We start from the raw sequence: 20,689 nt of genomic DNA on the forward strand, positions 1-20,689 counted from the left end.
ATCGCGCTTCGTCTTCGTCCTGCGTGGTAATCCGTACGGTGTGGCCTCTCCGTGTGCCCGGACACACCGGGAATGCGCGCCCCTTAGGATCCGTTGGGTGGGGTGAGAGTTCTGAGAGGGGCTCCACCGGTCCGACGACGCAGTCCAGAGACGAGGAACCAAGCCGTGAGCGACGTCCGTAACGTGATCATCATCGGATCCGGGCCCGCCGGCTACACGGCGGCGCTCTACACCGCGCGCGCGTCGCTGAAGCCGCTGGTGTTCGAGGGCGCCGTCACCGCCGGCGGTGCGCTGATGAACACGACCGAAGTGGAGAACTTCCCCGGCTTCCAGGACGGCATCATGGGCCCCGAGCTCATGGACAACATGCGTGCCCAGGCGGAGCGTTTCGGTGCCGAGCTCATTCCGGACGACGTCGTCAGCGTGGACCTGACCGGAGAGATCAAGACCGTCACCGACACCTCGGGCACGGTCCACCGGGCGAAGGCCGTGATCGTCACCACCGGTTCGCAGCACCGCAAGCTCGGCCTGCCGAACGAGGACGCCCTCTCCGGTCGCGGTGTCTCGTGGTGCGCCACCTGTGACGGCTTCTTCTTCAAGGACCAGGACATCGCCGTGATCGGCGGCGGTGACACGGCGATGGAGGAGGCCACCTTCCTCTCCCGCTTCGCCAAGTCCGTGACGATCGTCCACCGTCGTGACACCCTGCGCGCCTCCAAGGCGATGCAGGAGCGCGCCTTCGCCGACCCGAAGATCAAGTTCGTGTGGGACAGCGAGGTCGCCGAGATCCAGGGCGACCCGAAGCTCTCGGGCCTGAAGCTGCGCAACCTCAAGACCGGCGAACTCTCGGACCTGGCGGTCACCGGCCTGTTCATCGCCATCGGCCACGACCCGCGCACCGAGCTCTTCAAGGGCCAGCTCGAACTGGACGGTGAGGGCTACCTGAAGGTGGAAGCGCCTTCGACCCGCACCAACCTGACCGGTGTCTTCGGCGCCGGTGACGTGGTCGACCACACCTACCGCCAGGCGATCACCGCGGCCGGCACCGGCTGCGCCGCCGCTCTCGACGCCGAGCGCTTCCTCGCCGCCCTCGCGGACGAAGAGAAGGCCGAGCCCGAGAAGACCGCTGTCTGACCCCCCATCCCGCCCCACCGCACCAACCCAGTTAAGGAGCCCGCCGTGGCCGGCACCCTGAAGAACGTGACCGACGATTCCTTCGAGCAGGACGTCCTGAAGAGCGACAAGCCCGTCCTGGTGGACTTCTGGGCCGCCTGGTGCGGACCGTGCCGTCAGATCGCTCCGTCCCTCGAGGCGATCGCCGCCGAGTACGGCGACAAGATCGAGATCGTCAAGCTGAACATCGACGAGAACCCGGGTACGGCCGCCAAGTACGGCGTCATGTCCATCCCGACGCTGAACGTCTACCAGGGTGGCGAGGTCGCCAAGACCATCGTCGGTGCCAAGCCGAAGGCCGCGATCGTCCGCGACCTCGAGGACTTCATCGCCGAGTGATGTTTCACGTGAAACACGATGGGGCCGGTCCGAAAGGGCCGGCCCCATCGCATTACAGGGGGCGTAGCGCTGGTTCCTTCTGTACGGCCCCCAGAAGCCGGTCCAGTGCCATCTCCACGTCTTCTTTCCAGGAGAGTGTGGTGCGCAGCTCCAGCCTCAGTCTCGGATACGTGGGATGGGGCCTGACCGTCTTGAAGCCCACCGCAAGGAGATGGTCTGCGGGAAGCAGGCAGGCGGGTTCTTTCCACCGGGCATCGCCGAAGGCCTCGATGGCCTTGAAGCCCCGCCGCAACAAGTCCTTGGCAACCGTCTGCACCATCACACGGCCCAGCCCCTGCCCCTGATAGCCCGGCATGATGAACGACGTCATCAGCTGGACGGCGTCCGGAGAGACGGGGCTCGTGGGAAACGCCGTCGAGCGAGGAACATACGCCGGAGGGGCGTAGAGGACGTAGCCGACTGGTACGTCGTCGACGTAGACGACCCGGCCGCATGATCCCCAGTCCAGGAGTACGGCGGAGATCCAGGCTTCTTTCTCCAGAGCGGCGGTTCCGGCCTTTACCGCGGCTTCTCCGCTGACGGGGTCCAACTCCCAGAAGACGCACGAGCGGCAACGCTGGGGTAGGTCCGGAAGGTTGTCCAGCGTGAGCGGTACGAGCCGACGCCCCATGAAGGCTGTTCCTCGCTTCCCTCGCCCGCCGCGTCGCGGGCAGCCGTCAGAGCGCTCCGTTCCCTGAGCAGGCTACCGACGAATCCGCCGACCGCCCCCAGTCCCAGGCCCGCGCTCACCAGTCCGTTTCGGCTCATCGTTCGCATGGCCCCTGTCTCCCCTCAGAGGTACTGCCGGGTGGATGTGCCGCACCCAGTCGCATCGTATCCATCCAGAGATTCCATCGATACCGGCTGAAAGCAAAGAGCGGGCCTGTTCCGGGACACACCGGACACGACCCGCTCTTCGCGCTTCGCCTGGGCGGTGTCACCCTGGCGACCCTGACTCAGCCTTCTGTCTCCTCGGCGTCGTCGTCCAGCAGGCTCTTCTGCAGAACCGGTCCCTCACCGGGGGCGAGGGAGCTGAGGATGCGCTCGAGGTCCTCCATCGAGGCGAACTCGACGGTGATCTTGCCCTTCTTCTGCCCCAGGTCGACCTTCACCCGTGTCTCGAAACGATCCGAGAGACGGGTCGCGAGGTCACTCAGCGCCGGAGAGACACGGGCGCCGGCACGCGGCCCCTTGGAGCGCTGGGCGGTCTGCGGCCGCGACCCCATGAGGGTCACGATCTCCTCGACCGCACGCACCGAGAGTCCCTCGGCCACGATTCGATGGGCCAGCCGGTCCTGCTCCTCCGAGTCCTCGACGGAGAGCAGGGCACGGGCGTGTCCGGCGGAGAGCACTCCGGCCGCCACCCGGCGCTGCACTGCCGGCGAGAGCCTCAGCAGACGCAGGGTGTTGGAGACCTGTGGGCGGGACCGGCCGATGCGGTCCGCCAGCTGGTCATGCGTGCAGTTGAAGTCCTTCAGCAACTGGTCGTAGGCGGCTGCCTCTTCCAGCGGGTTCAGCTGAGCACGGTGCAGGTTCTCCAGGAGGGCGTCCAGGAGAAGCTTGTCGTCGTCAGTAGCCCGCACGATCGCGGGGATGGCCTCCAGGCCGGCCTCACGGCTGGCCCGCCAGCGCCGCTCACCCATGATGAGCTCGTAGCGGGCGGGGCCGACCTGCCGTACAACGACCGGCTGGAGAAGCCCGACTTCCTTGATGGAAGTGACGAGTTCCTGGAGCGCGTCATCGTCGAAGACCTCACGCGGCTGGCGTGGGTTCGCCGTGATGGAGTCGAGGGGGAGCTCCGCGAAGTGGGCTCCGATGGGCGGCGGGGGCGTCTCCGGGTAGCCGTTGACCGACGGCATCTCGGTTTCATGTGAAACAGGCGGCAGCGTGGCCACCTTCGCCGCGGCCACCCCACGGTCGGTCGTCAGCACCGGGACGGACGTCGGAGACGCGGAACCGGCGCCTCCCATCGCCGCCGGGGTCGGCGTCTTCTCCGTCGGGGCAGCGGGGATCAGTGCGCCCAGACCACGACCCAAACCCCTCCGTCGCTCGCTCACTGGATCCCCTCCACCATGCTCGGATTGCTCTGTGCGCCGATGTGCGCCTGCGTCGGGTCATAGTTGACGCCGACGCCCCTCAGCGCGATCTCTCGTGCTGCTTCAAGGTAGGACAGGGCCCCACTCGATCCTGGATCGTAGGTCAGCACCGTCTGTCCATAGCTCGGCGCCTCGGAGATACGGACTGAGCGGGGAATGCTCGTCCGCAGCACCTCGTCGCCGAAGTGAGTGCGCACCTCATCCGCGACCTGGGACGCGAGGCGCGTCCGGCCGTCGTACATGGTGAGCAGGATGGTCGATACGTGCAAGGTGGGGTTGAGGTGGCCCCGCACCAGATCGACGTTGCGCAGCAGCTGTCCCAGACCCTCCAGCGCGTAGTACTCGCACTGGATCGGGATGAGAACCTCCGCACCGGCCACGAGCGCATTGACCGTCAGCAGGCCGAGCGAGGGCGGGCAGTCGATGAGGATGTAGTCCAGGGGCTGTTCGTACGCCTGGATCGCGCGCTGCAGTCGGCTCTCGCGGGCCACCAGAGACACCAGCTCGATCTCCGCACCGGCGAGATCGATGGTGGCGGGGGCACAGAAGAGACCTTCGACATCAGGGACGGGCTGGACGACCTCGGACAGCGGCCTGCTCTCGACCAGGACGTCATAGATGGACGGCACTTCCGCGTGATGGTCTATACCCAGAGCCGTGGACGCGTTGCCCTGAGGGTCGAGGTCGATGACCAGGACACGGCCACCGTGCAGAGCAAGCGAAGCGGCAAGATTGACGGTCGTCGTCGTCTTGCCCACTCCGCCCTTCTGGTTGGCCACGACCATGATCCGGGTCTGCTCGGGCCGTGGCAGGCCCTCGCCGGCACGGCCAAGAGCCTCTACCGCCAGTTGGGCAGCACGACCGATCGGAGTGTCGTCCATCGGGGGCGGTGTTTCACGTGAAACATCGTCCCCCATCGACTCGGTTCGGGGACCGGGGACCGGATCGGTCATCGGTCCCGCGATGTTGGCGTCGGACCGCAAGGATTCACTCTCCTCGACTTCAGGCTCGCAATGAACAGAGCCTCCCATGTCTTCGGGGGTGTGAACCAGTGAGGCCTGTTGTTCTGTGGAGAAATCCACCTCTGTGGACAACTCCGTTACCTCTCCGAGTGACCCGAGAGGCTTTCGGTCACGGGGTTCGGCCGCAGCGCGGCCCCGGCTGATGATGCCGTGCAGCAGTGAGCGACGTTTCACGTGAAACACGATGCAGGGCAGCAGTGCCCGTTCTGCCGCGACACTCCGGCATGCATAGGTTTGACAGCTTGTGTGGAGTACGTCTCGTCGTCAGGGACGGATCAGCGGCGTCGACGAGTGCGACCGGTACGGGCCGCCTTGGCACGCTTGGCCGCGAACCGCACACCGCCAGGACTCTCCCCGACCTCGACCCTCACCACCGTGGACAACGGATCGACCACGCCCTCACCCACATGCAGGATGGAGGTCCCCACGGCGCCGAGCTTGCTCAGGGCCGTGCCTGCCGCCTTGAGTTCCTCCTCCGCGGTGTCGCCCTTGAGCGCGAGCATCTCTCCGTAGGGGCGCAACAGCGGAACCCCCCACGTCGCCAGCCGGTCCAGCGGGGCCACAGCCCGCGCCGTCACCACATGCACCGGGTTCAGCTTGCCCATGACCTCCTCGGCACGGCCCCGCACGACCGTCACATGGTCCAGGCCCAGCAGCTCCACGACCTCCGTCAGGAAGGTCGTGCGCCTCAGCAGCGGCTCCAGCAGCGTGATCTTCAGATCCTCGCGGACGAGAGCCAGGGGAATGCCGGGCAGACCGGCACCGGAGCCGACGTCGCACACCGTCACGCCCTCGGGAACGACCTCCGAGAGCACCGCGCAGTTCAGCAGATGCCGCTCCCACAGCCGGGGCACTTCGCGGGGGCCGATGAGACCACGCTGCACACCCGCCTCGGCGAGCAGCTCGGCATACCGCACCGCGTCCTCGAAGCGATCGCCGAACACCTCGCGCGCCTGCTCGGGCGCGGGGGGAAGCTCCGCTGCCTCCGTCACGGGGAACCGTCCTTCCGTACCGCATCAGCGCACCGGGCGCTGATCATCAGAACTATCAGGCTGACAAAGTTCGGCCCCGCCTGCTCTACAGACGGGGCCGGAGGAACGTACGGACCGATCAGGCGGGAAGCACAACGACGAAGCGCTGTGGCTCCTCGCCCTCCGACTCGCTGCGCAGCCCGGCTGCCTTGATCGCATCGTGCACGACCTTGCGCTCGAACGGCGTCATCGGCTTGAGCTTCACGGACTCGCCGGTGCTCTTCACCTCGGCGGCGGCCTTGGCACCCAGCTCGGAGAGCTCGGCACGCTTCTTGGCCCGGTAACCGCCGATGTCCAGCATCAGCCGGCTGCGGTCCCCGGTCTCCCGGTGCACGGCAAGGCGGGTGAGCTCCTGCAGGGCCTCCAGCACCTCGCCGTCCCGACCGACCAGCTTCTGCAGGTCGCGGCTGGCCACGTCGCTGATGATCGAGACAGCGGCGCGGTCGGCCTCGACGTCCATGTCGATGTCGCCGTCGAGATCAGCGATGTCGAGCAGACCCTCGAGGTAGTCCGCCGCGATCTCGCCCTCCTGCTCGAGGCGGGTCAGGGTGTCTGCACCCTCGGCAGCGGCGGAGGTGGTGCCTTCCGTCACGGGATGGACTCCTTCTTACTTCTTGGACGGGGACTTGGGCCGCTGCGGACCCTTGCGCTGTCCGGACTGGGCCTTGCTGCGGGTACCGCCGCCGGTCTGCTTCTTGGCGGGAGCGGCGGGCTTGGCGTCCTCGGGCTCATCGGACTTGCTCAGTGAGATCGACTCCGACGACGAGCTGTCCTCGACTGCCTTCGAGCCGGCCGAAGCCGCACCCGACTGACGCTGGGACTTGCTCTGCCGCTTGGGCTGCTGACGCTTGGGAGCCGCCGCGCTCGCCGTCGAACCGTCCTCGGTCTGAACCGCGGCCTGGGACTCGCTCTGCACGACCGAGCCGTCGGCCTGGGCCGCGAGGCCCGCCTTGTTCAGAGCGTTGATGAACTTGCGCTCGAACTCGTTGCGGTCGCGGCCCTTGGCGACGATCGCCTTGATGATGGTGCGCTCGCTGCGCTTGCGGGCCTTGCCGTGGCTCGTGACGTGGTGGGTGAGGCGCTCCAGGTAGGCGGCCTGGGCCTTGGAACCCGGCGTCGGGTTGTTGCGGATGACGTACATCTGCTGGCCCATGGTCCACACGTTGGTGGTCAGCCAGTAGACGAGGACACCGACCGGGAAGTTGATGCCGAAGACGGCGAACATGACCGGGAAGACGTACATCAGCATCTTCTGCTGCTGCATGAACGGCGTCTTCACCGTGGTGTCGACGTTCTTCGTCATCAGCTGGCGCTGCGTGTAGAACTGCGACGCCGACATCATGACGATCATGACCGCGGTGACGACCCGGACGTCGGTCAGCGAGGCGCCGAGTGCCTCGACCTTGCTCGAACCGTCCGTGAACTTCGCGGCCAGCGGGGCACCGAAAATGTGCGCCTTACGGGCACTGGCCAGCAGCGAGTCGTTGATGACACCGATCGTCGAGCCGGTCGCAATGCCGTTGAGCACGTGATACAGGGCGAAGAAGAACGGGGACTGCGCCAGGATGGGAAGGCACGAGGAGAGCGGGTTGGTGCCCGTCTCCTTGTACAGCTTCATCATCTCTTCGGACTGACGCTGCTTGTCGTTCTTGTAGCGCTCCTGGATCTTCTTCATCTCGGGCTGGAGCGTCTGCATGGCCCGCGTCGACTTGATCTGCTTCACGAAGAGCGGGATCAGGCAGATACGGATCAGGATCACGAGGGACACGATCGACAGGCCCCAGGCCCACCCGGTGTCAGGGCCGAAGATCTTGCCGTACACCGTGTGGAACTGAACGATGACCCAGGAGACGGGTGTCGTGATGAAGCTGAAAAGACTGGCAATCGTGTCCACTAATCATGCTCCTTGGGCATGGGACGGAGTCTCTGCGGCCGGGCTCGAAGGATTCTGTCCCTCGGTGGCCGAGGCGGCGGAGGGCCCGCCCCTACGTGCACGCCAGGCGTTACGCAGCATTTCGTGCCACCGCGGACGCTTGCGCGGCGGGACATGGTCCACACCGCCCAGCGACCACGGATTGCACCGCAGGATGCGCCAGGCGGTGAGTGCCGTTCCCTTGATCGCACCGTGCCGGTCGATGGCCTGGTAGCCGTAGTGGGAGCACGACGGGTAGTACTTGCACACCGGCCCCAGCAGCGGGCTGATGGTCCACTGGTACAGCTTGATCAGCGCCAGCAGCGGGTACTTCATCGTGCGCCCCCTCCCAGCAGCCGCTGAACGGCGGCATCCAGGTCTCGGGCCAGCTGTTCATGATCGGCGTCGCCCGCCTCGGGCAGCGCTCGTACGACTACCAGGCTACCGGGGGGAAACAGGGCGACCCTGTCGCGCATCAGATGGCGAAGTCTGCGCTTCACCTTGTTGCGCACCACAGCACCGCCCACGGCCTTGCTCACGACGAAACCCGCACGCGTCGGGGGAGCGCTCTCCCCAGGCGCGTGCGGGTCCGTGGCACCGCTACGAAAGTGGACGACGAGACACGGGCGGCCGGCCCGGCGCCCTCGTCGTACCGCGGTCGCGAAGTCCTCGCGCCGCCTCAGCCGGTTCTCGGTGGGCAGCACGACGGCATGACCTGACCGGTATCAGGCGGACAGGCTGGCGCGACCCTTGCTGCGGCGGTTCGCCAGAATCGCGCGGCCGGCACGGGTACGCATCCGCAGACGGAAGCCGTGGGTCTTGGCGCGACGACGGTTGTTCGGCTGGAAGGTGCGCTTGCTCACTCGGGGGCTCCAGAAATCAATCGGTGGTGGCGGGTGCCGTCCTGGCTGTCACCGTGCGCCCACGAGTAGCTCGCAGTTACGCCCGTGTGCACCGCTTCCCGATCACCCGAAGTGATCTGTGCCCATCGGAGGCAGGCGGCAGCAGCCATCGACAACTCGACCTGGTTACGGTACGCGCGGCTACGCCATCCGGTCAAACCAGTGGTCACCAGGAGACACTATCCACAGGCTGGGGACAACAACTTGAACCGCACCCGTCGCCCTGACTACCGTGGCTGAACTCCGATTCGTTCCCTTGACCCCTGCATTTCGGCTCCACCCCATTTGAATCCCGACTCGTCCCAGAACCACACGTTCGTGGGACCCGTGAGAGAGCGTGCCCTGTGGCTGACGTACCTGCCGATCTTGCCGCAGTGTGGCCACGCGTACTCGAGCAACTTCTCGGTGAGGGCCGCGTCCAGGGCGTGGAGGCGAAGGACGAGCACTGGATCCGGCGCTGCCAGCCACTCGCGCTGGTCGCCGACACCGCCCTGCTCGCCGTACCGAACGAATTTGCGAAAGGCGTACTGGAGGGCCGACTGGCCCCGGCCGTCAGTGAGACACTGAGCCGCGAGTGCGGCCGCCCGATCCGCATCGCGATCACCGTCGACGACTCCGCGGGCGAGCCCCAGGCCCCGCCCGCGCCTCCGGCCCCCCGACCCCAGTCCCGCTACGAGGAGCCCGAGCTCCCCTCCAACCAGTACGACGGCTCGTACGACAACAACCAGTACGAGGGCTACGGCCGCCACCGCGCGGACGACTCCCCCCCGGGTCGCGGCGAACAGCGCCCCGGACACCAGGGCGACCGCGAACCCCGCCCGGACCAGCTCCCCACCGCACGCCCCGCCTACCCCTCGGAGTACCAGCGCCCCGAGCCCGGCGGCTGGCCGCGGCCGACGCAGGTCCAGTACAGCTGGCAGCAACAGCGGCTCGGCTTCCCGGAGCGCGACCCCTACGCGTCCCCGTCGCAGGAGCCCTATCCGCAGGAGCCGTACCCGCAGGACTCGTACGGCCCTCCGTCACAGGACTACCGTCCGCAGCCGAGGGAGCGCTCGTCCTACGACAGCCAGCGCTCCGACTACGACCAGCGGCCGGACTACGACAAGCCCCGCTCCGACTACGACCAGCGCGACACCCGCCGGGAGCTGCCCGATCCGCCGCCCGGCTCCGGGCGGGTCCACCGCGGCGGCCCGGTCGGCTCCAACCTGCCCACCACCGGCGCCCCCGGCCCACTGGCCGCGCAGCCCGCGCCCGCGACCGGACCCGGTGAGCCCACCGCGCGGCTGAACCCGAAGTACCTCTTCGACACGTTCGTCATCGGCGCCTCCAACCGCTTCGCGCACGCGGCCGCGGTGGCAGTCGCCGAAGCGCCGGCCAAGGCCTACAACCCCCTGTTCATCTACGGGGAGTCGGGGCTCGGCAAGACCCACCTGCTGCACGCGATCGGGCACTACGCGCGCAGCCTGTATCCCGGCACGCGCGTGCGGTACGTGAGCTCGGAGGAGTTCACCAACGAGTTCATCAACTCCATCCGCGACGGCAAGGGCGACAGCTTCCGCAAGCGCTACCGCGAGATGGACATCCTGCTCGTCGACGACATCCAGTTCCTCGCGGACAAGGAGTCGACGCAGGAGGAGTTCTTCCACACCTTCAACACACTCCACAACGCGAACAAGCAGATCGTCCTCTCCAGCGACCGGCCGCCCAAGCAGCTGGTCACGCTGGAGGACCGCCTGCGGAACCGTTTCGAGTGGGGACTGATCACCGACGTCCAGCCGCCCGAGCTGGAGACAAGGATCGCGATCCTGCGCAAGAAAGCGGTGCAGGAGCAGCTCAACGCCCCGCCGGAGGTCCTGGAGTTCATCGCCTCCCGCATCTCGCGCAACATCCGCGAGCTGGAGGGCGCGCTGATCCGGGTGACGGCGTTCGCATCGCTCAACCGACAGCCGGTCGATCTGGGCCTGACCGAGATCGTGCTGAAGGACCTGATCCCCGGCGGCGAGGACTCGGCCCCCGAGATCACGTCCACGGCCATCATGAGCGCCACGGCCGACTACTTCGGTCTGACCGTCGAGGACCTGTGCGGCACCTCCCGCGGCCGCGCGCTCGTCACGGCCCGCCAGATCGCCATGTACCTGTGCCGCGAGCTGACGGACCTCTCCCTGCCGAAGATCGGCGCGCTGTTCGGCGGCCGCGACCACACGACCGTGATGCACGCGGACCGCAAGATCCGCAATCTGATGGCCGAGCGGCGCTCCATCTACAACCAGGTGACCGAGCTGACGAACCGCATCAAGAACGGCTGACAGAAGCACTCGCAGAGCAGAGTCACGGCGGTTCCACCGTCGAAGGGCGCCCTGGGGACGAGGTCCCGGGGCGCCCTTCGTCATGTCCGAGGTCACGCCGCCGTTGCCTGCTGTTCGATTCCCCGCCGGGTTACGGCCTCCCTCCACAGATGTGGTGACTTTTTGCCGTCCACATCCTGGGGACCGCGAAGTTGTCCAGACAGCCGTCCACAGGCTGGCTGCTGAAAGACCATCACGCCAGGTCAGGTGGTTGTGGATTCGTGGACGAACGATCTCCACAGACTGTGGACGGCGCGGTGATCCACAGGCTGTGCGCCGAGTTGTCCACCGGCAACCCACAGGCTGGGGCCGGTTGTCCCCAGCGATCACCGGCTTCTCCACATGGCTGTCCACTGTTCGGCAACGTGACGCGCCTGATCACCGGGTCGAGTGAAAGGCGTCACACGAAGGTGCCGGGTTGGGCTGTGGGAAAGCCGGCCAAAGCTGGGGACGGCGCTGGGGAGAACTCGCCTCTGCCTGTGCACGGAGTGTGCAGAACTTTCTGTTCTCCACAGACACGGTCAGTTGTCCACCGGCTCCGCCCACAGGGCCGGTGGACAAAATTCCTGCTCTGAGCTGGGAAAACAGGGTTATCCACGGTATCCACAGCCCCTACTACTACTCCCAACTAGAGAGAGCTGGGAATCCGTTTCGAAGTGGGGCCTGTGCACAACTCGCTGTCCGGTGCCCGACTGCCCCTCGTCACGACTTGACCCCGAGAGGCACCTACTGTCAGTGGGGTGCGTCAGACTGTTCCCCGGTGTCCTTCCCGGCACAGGGACCGACGACACCGAGACAGACGACGAAGCCAGGCAGGCCGAGCAGCGCCGGCAACAGCAGGAGGCGGCAACAGTGAAGATCCGGGTGGAACGCGACGTACTCGCGGAGGCAGTGGCCTGGGCGGCGCGCAGCCTCCCGGCCCGTCCGCCGGCGCCTGTCCTCGCCGGCCTTCTCCTGAAGGCCGAGGAAGGCCAGCTGAGCCTGTCCAGCTTCGACTACGAGGTCTCCGCGCGGGTCTCCGTGGAGGCCGAGGTCGAGGAGGAGGGCACGGTGCTGGTCTCCGGCCGCCTGCTCGCCGACATCTGCCGCGCCCTGCCCAACCGTCCGGTGGAGATTTCCACAGACGGTGTACGGGCCACGGTGGTCTGCGGCTCCTCGCGGTTCACACTCCACACCCTGCCTGTGGAGGAGTACCCGGCGCTGCCGCAGATGCCGAGCGCCACGGGCACCGTCCCCGGTGAGGTCTTCGCGTCCGCCGCTGCCCAGGTGGCCATCGCCGCGGGGCGTGACGACACGCTCCCCGTGCTGACCGGTGTGCGCATCGAGATCGAGGGCGACACCGTCACGCTGGCGTCCACCGACCGCTACCGCTTCGCCGTCCGCGAGTTCCTGTGGAAGCCGGAGAACCCCGAGGCGTCCGCGGTCGCCCTGGTGCCCGCCAAGACGCTCCTGGACACCGCCAAGGCGCTCACGAGCGGCGACAGCGTGATCCTGGCGCTGTCCGGTTCGGGCGCGGGCGAGGGCCTGATCGGTTTCGAGGGCGCGGGCCGCCGTACGACCACGCGTCTGCTCGAGGGCGACCTGCCGAAGTACCGCTCGCTGTTCCCGACGGAGTTCAACTCCGTCGCCGTGATCGAGACCGCCCCCTTCGTGGAGGCCGTCAAGCGTGTGGCCCTGGTCGCCGAGCGCAACACCCCGGTGCGGCTCAGCTTCGAGCAGGGCGTGCTGATCCTGGAGGCCGGTTCCAGCGACGACGCACAAGCTGTGGAAAGGGTGGACGCGCAGTTGGAGGGCGACGACGTTTCGATCGCCTTCAACCCGACCTTCCTGCTGGACGGCCTGAGTGCCATCGACTCCCCGGTGGCCCAGCTCTCCTTCACGACGTCCACCAAGCCAGCGCTGCTCAGCGGCAAGCCGGCCCTGGACGCCGAGGCGGACGAGGCCTACAAGTACCTGATCATGCCGGTGCGGCTGAGCGGCTGAGCGGCTGAGCGCCTCGGCGGCTGAGTCAAAGCCCCAGGTGGGGGCATACGTTTGAGCGCGTATGCCCACAGGTGTGCGTGAGCGTCCGGGTTTAGGCTCGTACGTGGGTACGAAGGTGCCCCACACGCCACAGCAACCTAAGGAACCACTGATGGAGCTCGGTCTCATCGGCCTCGGCAAGATGGGCGGCAACATGCGCGAGCGGATCCGCCGCGCAGGCCACACCGTGATCGGATACGACCGCAACCCGGACCTCGCCGATGTCCACAGCTTGAAGGAGCTTGTGGACGCGTTGCAGGGCCCGCGGGTCGTGTGGGTGATGGTTCCGGCCGGTGCGCCGACCCAGGCGACCATCGACGAGCTGGCCGAGCTCCTGGAGCCCGGTGACGTCGTGGTGGACGGTGGGAACTCCCGCTGGACGGACGACGAGAAGCACGCCGGGGAGCTGGCCGCCAAGGGCATAGGCTTCGTCGACTGCGGTGTCTCGGGCGGTGTGTGGGGCCTGGAGAACGGCTATGCGCTGATGTATGGCGGCGACGCGGAGAACGTCGCCAAGGCGCAGCCGGTCTTCGACGCCCTCAAGCCCGAGGGTGACGCCGGCGCGGTGCACGCGGGCAAGGTGGGCGCCGGCCACTTCGCGAAGATGGTCCACAACGGCATCGAGTACGCGATGATGCAGGCCTATGCCGAGGGCTGGGAGCTGCTGGAGAAGGTCGACTCCGTGACCGACGTCCGGGAGGTCTTCCGCTCCTGGCAGGAGGGCACGGTCATCCGTTCCTGGCTGCTCGACCTCGCGGTCAACGCCCTCGACGAGGACGAGCACCTGGACAAGCTGCGTGGTTTCGCACAGGACTCCGGCGAGGGCCGGTGGACCGTGGAGGCCGCCATCGACCACGCGGTGCCGCTGCCGGCGATCACCGCGTCCCTGTTCGCGCGGTTCGCGTCCCGTCAGGACGACTCGCCGCAGATGAAGATGATCGCGGCGCTGCGCAACCAGTTCGGCGGCCACGCGGTCGAGACGAAGTAATCCACCGGGCTGTTCACCACAGTCCACAAGCTGGGGGAGGTCGGCGACCGACCATGCACGTCACGCATCTGTCGCTGGCCGACTTCCGCTCGTACGCCCGGGTCGAAGTGCCGCTCGACCCGGGCGTCACCGCGTTCGTGGGCCCCAACGGGCAGGGCAAGACGAACCTGGTCGAGGCGATCGGCTACCTCGCCACCCTCGGCAGTCACCGGGTCGCCTCCGACGCCCCCCTGGTCCGCATGGGCGCCGACCGCGCGATCGTCCGGGCGCAGGTTCGGCAGGGTGAGCGGCAGCAGCTGGTCGAGCTGGAGCTGAACCCCGGCAAGGCGAACCGTGCCCGGATCAACAGGTCTTCGCAGGTCAGGCCGCGTGATGTGCTGGGGATCGTGCGCACGGTGCTGTTCGCGCCGGAGGATCTCGCGCTGGTGAAGGGCGACCCGGGCGAGCGGCGCCGCTTCCTGGACGAGCTGATCACCGCACGCTCCCCGCGCATGGCCGGCGTCCGCTCCGACTACGAGCGGGTCCTCAAGCAGCGCAACACCCTGCTGAAGTCGGCCGCCCTCGCGCGGCGGCACGGCGGCCGCTCGATGGACCTGTCCACGCTCGACGTATGGGACCAGCACCTCGCGCGCGTGGGTGCCGAGTTGCTGGCCCAGCGCCTCGACCTGATCGCCGCGCTTCAGCCGCTGGCCGACAAGGCGTACGAGCAACTGGCTCCCGGCGGCGGTCCGGTCGCCCTGGAGTACAAGCCGTCCGCGCCGGGCGAGGCACACACGCGTGAAGCTCTCCATGAGCAGCTCATGGCGGCGCTCGCCGAGGTGCGCAAGCAGGAGATCGAGCGGGGCGTGACCCTCGTAGGGCCACATCGGGACGATGTGAATCTCAAGCTGGGTCAGTTGCCCGCCAAGGGGTACGCCTCGCACGGCGAGTCCTGGTCGTACGCGCTGGCGCTGCGCCTCGCGTCGTACGACCTGCTTCGGGCCGAGGGCAATGAGCCCGTGCTGATCCTCGACGACGTGTTCGCCGAGCTGGACACCCGTCGCCGTGAGCGTCTGGCCGAGCTGGTCGCGCCCGGTGAGCAGGTCCTGGTGACGGCGGCGGTCGACGACGACGTGCCGCATGTGCTGGCGGGGACGCGGTTCACCGTGTCCGAGGGGACGGTGCAGCGCGCATGACCGACGAACAGCTTCCTGCCGAGAAGCCTGAGCCGAGTGCCGAACCCTCCGGCGTCGACCTCGCGCGTGTGGCGCTGCGGGCTGCGAAGGCACAGGCACGCGCGCGTGGGGACGCGGCGCAGCAGAAGCGGCAGGCGCGGCGCGGAGGCGGTCTGCGCTCCGGGGCGCGCGCCGACGGACGCGACCCGATGGCCTTCGGTGCCGCCATCAACCGCTTGATCACCGAGCGCGGCTGGGAGACGCCAGCCGCGGTGGGCGGGGTGATGGGGCGCTGGCCGCAGATCGTGGGCGAGGACCTGGCCAAGCACTGTGTGCCGGAGAAGTACGACGAGGACGAGCGGGTCCTGGTGGTGCGCTGCGATTCCACGGCCTGGGCGACGAACCTGCGGCTGCTCGCCCCGCAGTTGGTGGCCCGCCTCAATGAGGATCTCGGGCACGGTGCCGTGAACCTGATCAAGGTGAACGGCCCCGGCGGGCCCCCTCGTCGCTATGGTCCGCTGCGTGCTCCCGGCAGCACGGGACCCGGTGACACCTACGGGTGACAGACATCACATCCAGGGCGTCGGCGGTGCCTTCGAGGCGCCGTCGACGCCTTTGTCGTGGCACTGCGCGCGGTGGCGAATCCGGACGTGACTCCCAAGTAGCCAAGGGTTCACGGCCGGAAGCGCTGAGTGCCTCCGTGAGCCTCTTGGAGCCCCGCTCCGTATATGGGGACCCGGAAGACGCCGGTTCAGGGCGGCACATGCGGACTCAGGTACCGGCAAACCCCCATCACTGTCGGCGCTACCGGTAGAATGGAAGCCGATCCCGCCCCGAACGTGGGGACCGCCCGGGAGAAGCTGAGCAACGCTGATCAAGGCTTACCAACGCAACATGCCGCAGCCGCTCCGGCAACCCGCCGACGAGCCCGGCTCGTGCTGTGCCAGAAAGGGCGCTTCGTGGCCGATTCCGGCAACCCCAACGAGAACATTCCGTCCACCGACGCCGAGGCGACCTCGTCGAACGGCGAGGTAACCGCCTCGTACGACGCCAGCGCCATCACCGTCCTCGAGGGTCTGGACGCGGTCCGCAAGCGACCCGGTATGTACATCGGCTCGACCGGCGAGCGCGGCCTGCACCACCTGGTGCAGGAGGTCGTCGACAACTCCGTCGACGAGGCGCTGGCCGGCCACGCGGACACCATCGACGTGACGATCCTCGCCGACGGCGGCGTGCGCGTCGTCGACAACGGCCGCGGTATCCCGGTGGGCATCGTCCCCTCCGAGGGTAAACCGGCCGTCGAGGTCGTGCTGACCGTGCTGCACGCGGGCGGCAAGTTCGGTGGCGGCGGCTACGCGGTCTCCGGCGGTCTGCACGGCGTGGGTGTCTCCGTCGTGAACGCGCTGTCGACCAAGGTGGCCGTCGAGATCAAGACCGACGGCTACCGCTGGACGCAGGACTACAAGCTGGGTGTCCCGACGGCCCCGCTGGCCCAGCACGAGGCCACGGACGAGCACGGCACCACGGTCACCTTCTGGGCCGACCCGGACATCTTCGAGACCACCGAGTACTCCTTCGAGACGCTGTCGCGGCGCTTCCAGGAGATGGCGTTCCTCAACAAGGGTCTGAGGATCAACCTCACCGACGAGCGCGAGTCGGCGAAGGCCACCGCCGGCGCGGACGAGGCGGGCGAGGACGAGAAGCACGAGGTCAAGGCCGTCTCGTACTACTACGAGGGCGGCATCGTCGACTTCGTGAAGTACCTCAACTCCCGTAAGGGAGAGGTGGTGCACCCGACCGTGATCGACCTCGAGGCCGAGGACAAGGACAAGAGTCTGTCCCTCGAGCTCGCGATGCAGTGGAACGGCGGTTACAGCGAGGGTGTGTACTCCTTCGCCAACATCATCCACACGCATGAGGGCGGCACGCACGAAGAGGGCTTCCGTTCCGCGCTGACCTCGCTGATCAACAAGTACGCGCGCGACAAGAAGCTGCTTCGCGAGAAGGACGACAACCTCACGGGTGACGATATCCGCGAGGGTCTGACCGCGATCATCTCGGTGAAGCTGAGTGAGCCGCAGTTCGAGGGCCAGACCAAGACCAAGCTGGGCAACACCGAGGTGAAGACCTTCGTCCAGAAGGTCGTCTACGAGCACCTCACCGACTGGCTGGACCGCAACCCCGTCGAGGCCGCGGACATCATCCGCAAGAGCATCCAGGCGGCCACCGCGCGCGTGGCGGCCCGCAAGGCCCGCGACCTGACCCGGCGCAAGGGCCTGCTGGAGACCGCGTCCCTGCCGGGCAAGCTCTCCGACTGCCAGTCGAACGACCCGACCAAGTGCGAGATCTTCATCGTCGAGGGTGACTCCGCCGGCGGTTCGGCCAAGTCCGGCCGCAACCCCGAGTACCAGGCGATCCTCCCGATCCGCGGCAAGATCCTGAACGTCGAGAAGGCGCGGATCGACAAGATCCTGCAGAACCAGGAGATCCAGGCGCTGATCTCGGCCTTCGGTACCGGGGTCCACGAGGACTTCGACATCGCGAAGCTGCGCTATCACAAGATCATCCTGATGGCGGACGCCGACGTCGACGGCCAGCACATCTCCACCCTGCTGCTGACCTTCCTGTTCCGCTTCATGCGGCCGCTGGTCGAGGCCGGGCACGTGTACCTCTCCCGTCCTCCGCTGTACAAGATCAAGTGGGGCCGGGACGACATCGAGTACGCGTACTCGGACCGCGAGCGCGACGCGCTGATCGAGATGGGCCGGCAGCGCGGCAAGCGCATCCGCGATGACTCCATCCAACGCTTCAAGGGCCTCGGCGAGATGAACGCCGAGGAACTGCGCATCACGACCATGGACCAGGAGCACCGCGTCCTCGGACAAGTCACCCTCGACGACGCCGCCCAGGCTGACGACCTCTTCTCCGTCCTGATGGGCGAGGACGTCGAGGCCCGCCGTCAGTTCATCCAGCGCAACGCCAAGGACGTCCGTTTCCTCGACATCTGAGTCGGTCTCAGCTGACCGCACCAGGAAGGATCTTCACCAGCAATGGCCGACGACATCACCCCCGCCACCCCCGAAGCAGGCGCCTTCATCGCCCAGCGCGTCGAGCTCGTCGGGCTCGAGACGGAGATGCAGCGTTCGTACCTGGACTACGCGATGTCCGTCATCGTGTCCCGCGCGCTACCCGACGTCCGGGACGGCCTCAAGCCCGTCCACCGTCGCGTCCTGTACGCCATGTACGACGGCGGCTACCGGCCCGAGAAGGGCTTCTACAAGTGCGCCCGCGTCGTCGGCGACGTCTTGGGTAACTACCACCCACACGCCGACTCCTCGAGCTACGACGCGCTGGTCCGCCTTGCCCAGCCGTGGTCCATGCGTATGCCGCTGGTGGACTCCAACGGTAACTTCGGCTCCCCGGGCAACGACCCGGCGGCCGCCATGCGCTACACCGAGTGCAAGATGGCGCCGCTGTCGATGGAGATGGTCCGTGACATCGATGAGGAGACCGTTGACTTCACGGACAACTACGACGCCCGCTCCCAGGAGCCGACCGTTCTGCCGGCCCGCTTCCCGAACCTGCTGATCAACGGCTCCGCCGGTATCGCGGTCGGCATGGCGACCAACATCCCGCCGCACAACCTGCGCGAGGTCGCCGCCGGCGCCCAGTGGTACCTGGAGAACCCCGAGGCCTCGCACGAGGAGCTGCTGGACGCGCTCATGGAGCGCATCAAGGGCCCCGACTTCCCGACCGGCGCCCTGGTCGTCGGCCGCAAGGGCATCGAGGAGGCGTACCGCACAGGCCGTGGCTCGATCACCATGCGCGCGATCGTCGAGGTCGAGGAGATCCAGAACCGCCAGTGCCTGGTGGTCACGGATCTGCCGTACCAGACCAACCCCGACAACCTCGCGCAGAAGATCGCCGACCTGGTGAAGGCCGGCAAGGTCGGCGGCATCGCGGACGTCCGGGACGAGACGTCGTCACGCACGGGACAGCGACTCGTGATCGTCTTGAAGCGTGACGCGGTCGCCAAGGTCGTCCTGAACAACCTCTACAAGCACACGGAACTGCAGACGAACTTCGGCGCCAACATGCTGGCGCTCGTCGACGGCGTCCCGCGCACGCTGTCCCTGGACGCGTTCATCCGGCACTGGGTGGCGCACCAGATCGAGGTCATCGTCCGCCGTACGAAGTTCCGGCTGCGCAAGGCCGAGGAGCGGGCGCACATCCTGCGCGGCCTGCTGAAGGCCCTGGACGCCATCGACGAGGTCATCGCGCTGATCCGGCGCAGCGACACCGTCGACATCGCGCGCACGGGCCTGATGGAGCTCCTGGAGATCGACGAGATCCAGGCCAACGCCATCCTCGAGATGCAGCTGCGCCGGCTCGCCGCCCTGGAGCGCCAGAAGATCGTCCAGGAGCACGACGAACTCCAGGCGAAGATCACCGAGTACAACGAGATCCTCGCCTCGCCGGTCCGCCAGCGCGGCATCGTCAGCGCCGAACTCGCCGCGATCGTCGAGAAGTACGGCGACGACCGCAAGACCATGCTGGTGCCCTACGACGGTGACATGTCCATCGAGGACCTCATCGCCGAGGAGGACATCGTCGTCACCATCACGCGTGGCGGCTACATCAAGCGGACCAAGACCGAGGACTACCGTTCGCAGAAGCGGGGCGGCAAGGGCGTACGCGGGGCGAAGCTGAAGCAGGACGACATCGTCGACCACTTCTTCGTCTCCACCACGCACCACTGGCTGCTGTTCTTCACCAACAAGGGCCGCGTCTACCGGGCCAAGGCGTACGAACTGCCGGACGCCGGGCGGGACGCTCGGGGACAGCACGTCGCCAACCTGCTGGCCTTCCAGCCGGACGAGGCGATCGCCGAGATCCTCGCGATCCGCGACTACGACGCCGCGCCGTACCTGGTGCTCGCCACGAAGGCGGGTCTGGTCAAGAAGACGTCACTGAAGGATTACGACTCTCCGCGTTCCGGTGGCGTCATCGCCATCAATCTGCGGGAGCGTGAGGACGGTTCGGACGACGAACTGATCGGTGCCGAACTCGTCTCGGCCGACAGTGACCTGCTTCTGATCAGCAAGAAGGCGCAGTCGATCAGGTTCACCGCCTCGGACGACACCCTGCGTCCCATGGGCCGCGCCACCTCGGGTGTCAAGGGCATGAGTTTCCGCGAGGGCGACGAGCTGCTCTCGATGAATGTTGTTCGACCCGGTACGTTCGTGTTCACTGCTACGGACGGCGGGTACGCGAAGCGCACCCCTGTCGACGAGTACCGCGTCCAGGGTCGCGGCGGCCTCGGCATCAAGGCTGCCAAGATCGTGGAGGACCGCGGATCGCTCGTCGGAGCGCTGGTGGTCGAGGAGACCGACGAGATCCTCGCCATCACGCTGTCCGGCGGTGTGATTCGTACGCGAGTCAGCGGAGTCAGGGAGACGGGCCGTGACACCATGGGCGTCCAACTGATCAACCTGGGCAAGCGCGATGCCGTGGTCGGCATCGCACGTAACGCCGAGGCGGGACGCGAGGCGGAGGAGATCGACGGCGATGTGGCCGACGACGAGACCGCCGAGGGTGTCGCCGAGACCATCGGCACGGACGAGGGTGAGGCACCCTCGGCCGAGTAGCACGAGGAGTGAGTCATC

The 20,689-nt window shown here is 67.3% G+C and carries 18 protein-coding genes; 9 read left to right on the forward strand and 9 right to left on the reverse strand.

Annotated elements, in window-relative coordinates:
• Positions 1-165 precede the first annotated feature (165 nt).
• Entirely contained in the window at positions 166-1,134 is a 969-nt protein-coding gene (gene trxB, locus ACZ39I_RS20980) for a thioredoxin-disulfide reductase (RefSeq protein WP_389998474.1), read from the forward strand.
• A gap of 45 nt (positions 1,135-1,179) precedes the next feature.
• On the forward strand, positions 1,180-1,512 hold the full coding sequence (gene trxA, locus ACZ39I_RS20985; protein WP_007383275.1) for a thioredoxin: 333 nt from the start codon (positions 1,180-1,182) through the stop codon (positions 1,510-1,512).
• Positions 1,513-1,564: 52 nt separating this feature from the next.
• Here trxA and ACZ39I_RS20990 read toward each other — a convergent pair whose 3' ends face one another.
• From ACZ39I_RS20990 to rpmH, 9 genes are all read right to left on the reverse strand, one after another.
• Entirely contained in the window at positions 1,565-2,182 is a 618-nt protein-coding gene (locus ACZ39I_RS20990; protein WP_352387191.1) for a GNAT family N-acetyltransferase, read from the reverse strand.
• 325 nt (positions 2,183-2,507) lie between these two features.
• The gene (locus tag ACZ39I_RS20995) at positions 2,508-3,608 is read right to left on the reverse strand and encodes a ParB/RepB/Spo0J family partition protein (protein ID WP_467245860.1); all 1,101 of its coding nucleotides are present in this window, start codon (positions 3,606-3,608) and stop codon (positions 2,508-2,510) included.
• Positions 3,605-4,678 (reverse strand): ParA family protein, encoded by a 1,074-nt coding sequence (locus ACZ39I_RS21000; RefSeq protein WP_467246253.1) that lies wholly within the window; start codon positions 4,676-4,678, stop codon positions 3,605-3,607. Before ACZ39I_RS21000 ends, ACZ39I_RS20995 begins: the two co-directional genes overlap by 4 nt.
• A 266-nt stretch (positions 4,679-4,944) precedes the next feature.
• On the reverse strand, positions 4,945-5,661 hold the full coding sequence (gene rsmG, locus ACZ39I_RS21005; RefSeq protein ID WP_352387195.1) for a 16S rRNA (guanine(527)-N(7))-methyltransferase RsmG: 717 nt from the start codon (positions 5,659-5,661) through the stop codon (positions 4,945-4,947).
• A gap of 118 nt (positions 5,662-5,779) precedes the next feature.
• Entirely contained in the window at positions 5,780-6,292 is a 513-nt protein-coding gene (locus ACZ39I_RS21010; protein WP_393602252.1) for a Jag family protein, read from the reverse strand.
• A gap of 15 nt (positions 6,293-6,307) precedes the next feature.
• Complete coding sequence (yidC, locus tag ACZ39I_RS21015) at positions 6,308-7,594, reverse strand: membrane protein insertase YidC (RefSeq protein WP_352387199.1); 1,287 nt, start codon at positions 7,592-7,594, stop codon at positions 6,308-6,310.
• A 3-nt stretch (positions 7,595-7,597) separates the two neighbouring features.
• Positions 7,598-7,948 carry a membrane protein insertion efficiency factor YidD gene (gene yidD, locus ACZ39I_RS21020; RefSeq protein WP_031036269.1) on the reverse strand — a complete coding sequence of 117 codons (351 nt, stop codon included), beginning with the start codon at positions 7,946-7,948 and terminating at the stop codon, positions 7,598-7,600.
• Complete coding sequence (gene rnpA, locus ACZ39I_RS21025; protein WP_467245861.1) at positions 7,945-8,316, reverse strand: ribonuclease P protein component; 372 nt, start codon at positions 8,314-8,316, stop codon at positions 7,945-7,947. The genes yidD and rnpA overlap by 4 nt, the downstream gene beginning before the upstream one ends.
• Positions 8,317-8,337: 21 nt before the next feature.
• Entirely contained in the window at positions 8,338-8,475 is a 138-nt protein-coding gene (gene rpmH, locus ACZ39I_RS21030; RefSeq protein ID WP_005482975.1) for a 50S ribosomal protein L34, read from the reverse strand.
• Positions 8,476-8,858: 383 nt separating this feature from the next.
• Between rpmH and dnaA the strand changes: the two genes are divergently transcribed.
• From dnaA to gyrA, 7 genes are all read left to right on the forward strand, one after another.
• Entirely contained in the window at positions 8,859-10,820 is a 1,962-nt protein-coding gene (gene dnaA / locus ACZ39I_RS21035; protein ID WP_467245863.1) for a chromosomal replication initiator protein DnaA, read from the forward strand.
• An 891-nt stretch (positions 10,821-11,711) separates the two neighbouring features.
• Complete coding sequence (gene dnaN, locus ACZ39I_RS21040; RefSeq protein ID WP_020119489.1) at positions 11,712-12,842, forward strand: DNA polymerase III subunit beta; 1,131 nt, start codon at positions 11,712-11,714, stop codon at positions 12,840-12,842.
• Between the two features lie 151 nt (positions 12,843-12,993).
• Positions 12,994-13,869, forward strand: a complete 876-nt coding sequence (gene gnd, locus ACZ39I_RS21045) for a phosphogluconate dehydrogenase (NAD(+)-dependent, decarboxylating) (protein ID WP_467245864.1) — start codon at positions 12,994-12,996, stop codon at positions 13,867-13,869.
• 53 nt (positions 13,870-13,922) lie between these two features.
• Positions 13,923-15,044, forward strand: a complete 1,122-nt coding sequence (recF, locus tag ACZ39I_RS21050; protein WP_467245865.1) for a DNA replication/repair protein RecF — start codon at positions 13,923-13,925, stop codon at positions 15,042-15,044.
• Positions 15,041-15,586 (forward strand): DciA family protein, encoded by a 546-nt coding sequence (locus ACZ39I_RS21055; protein WP_393602259.1) that lies wholly within the window; start codon positions 15,041-15,043, stop codon positions 15,584-15,586. Before recF ends, ACZ39I_RS21055 begins: the two co-directional genes overlap by 4 nt.
• Before the next feature lie 396 nt (positions 15,587-15,982).
• Positions 15,983-18,031, forward strand: a complete 2,049-nt coding sequence (gene gyrB, locus ACZ39I_RS21060; RefSeq protein WP_467245866.1) for a DNA topoisomerase (ATP-hydrolyzing) subunit B — start codon at positions 15,983-15,985, stop codon at positions 18,029-18,031.
• Positions 18,032-18,073: 42 nt separating this feature from the next.
• The gene (gene gyrA, locus ACZ39I_RS21065; protein WP_467245868.1) at positions 18,074-20,671 is read left to right on the forward strand and encodes a DNA gyrase subunit A; all 2,598 of its coding nucleotides are present in this window, start codon (positions 18,074-18,076) and stop codon (positions 20,669-20,671) included.
• Positions 20,672-20,689 lie beyond the last annotated feature (18 nt).

This window comes from Streptomyces sp. NPDC024687 (genome assembly GCF_055559055.1).

Excerpts from the sequence above, each read along its gene's own strand:
- gyrA (WP_467245868.1), top strand. The coding sequence starts at position 18,074 with ATGGCCGACGACATCACCCCCGCCACCCCCGAAGCAGGCGCCTTCATC.
- ACZ39I_RS21000 (WP_467246253.1), bottom strand. The coding sequence starts at position 4,678 with ATGGGAGGCTCTGTTCATTGCGAGCCTGAAGTCGAGGAGAGTGAATCC.
- yidD (WP_031036269.1), bottom strand. The coding sequence starts at position 7,948 with ATGAAGTACCCGCTGCTGGCGCTGATCAAGCTGTACCAGTGGACCATC.
- recF (WP_467245865.1), top strand. The coding sequence starts at position 13,923 with ATGCACGTCACGCATCTGTCGCTGGCCGACTTCCGCTCGTACGCCCGG.
- ACZ39I_RS20990 (WP_352387191.1), bottom strand. The coding sequence starts at position 2,182 with ATGGGGCGTCGGCTCGTACCGCTCACGCTGGACAACCTTCCGGACCTA.
- gnd (WP_467245864.1), top strand. The coding sequence starts at position 12,994 with ATGGAGCTCGGTCTCATCGGCCTCGGCAAGATGGGCGGCAACATGCGC.
- ACZ39I_RS21055 (WP_393602259.1), top strand. The coding sequence starts at position 15,041 with ATGACCGACGAACAGCTTCCTGCCGAGAAGCCTGAGCCGAGTGCCGAA.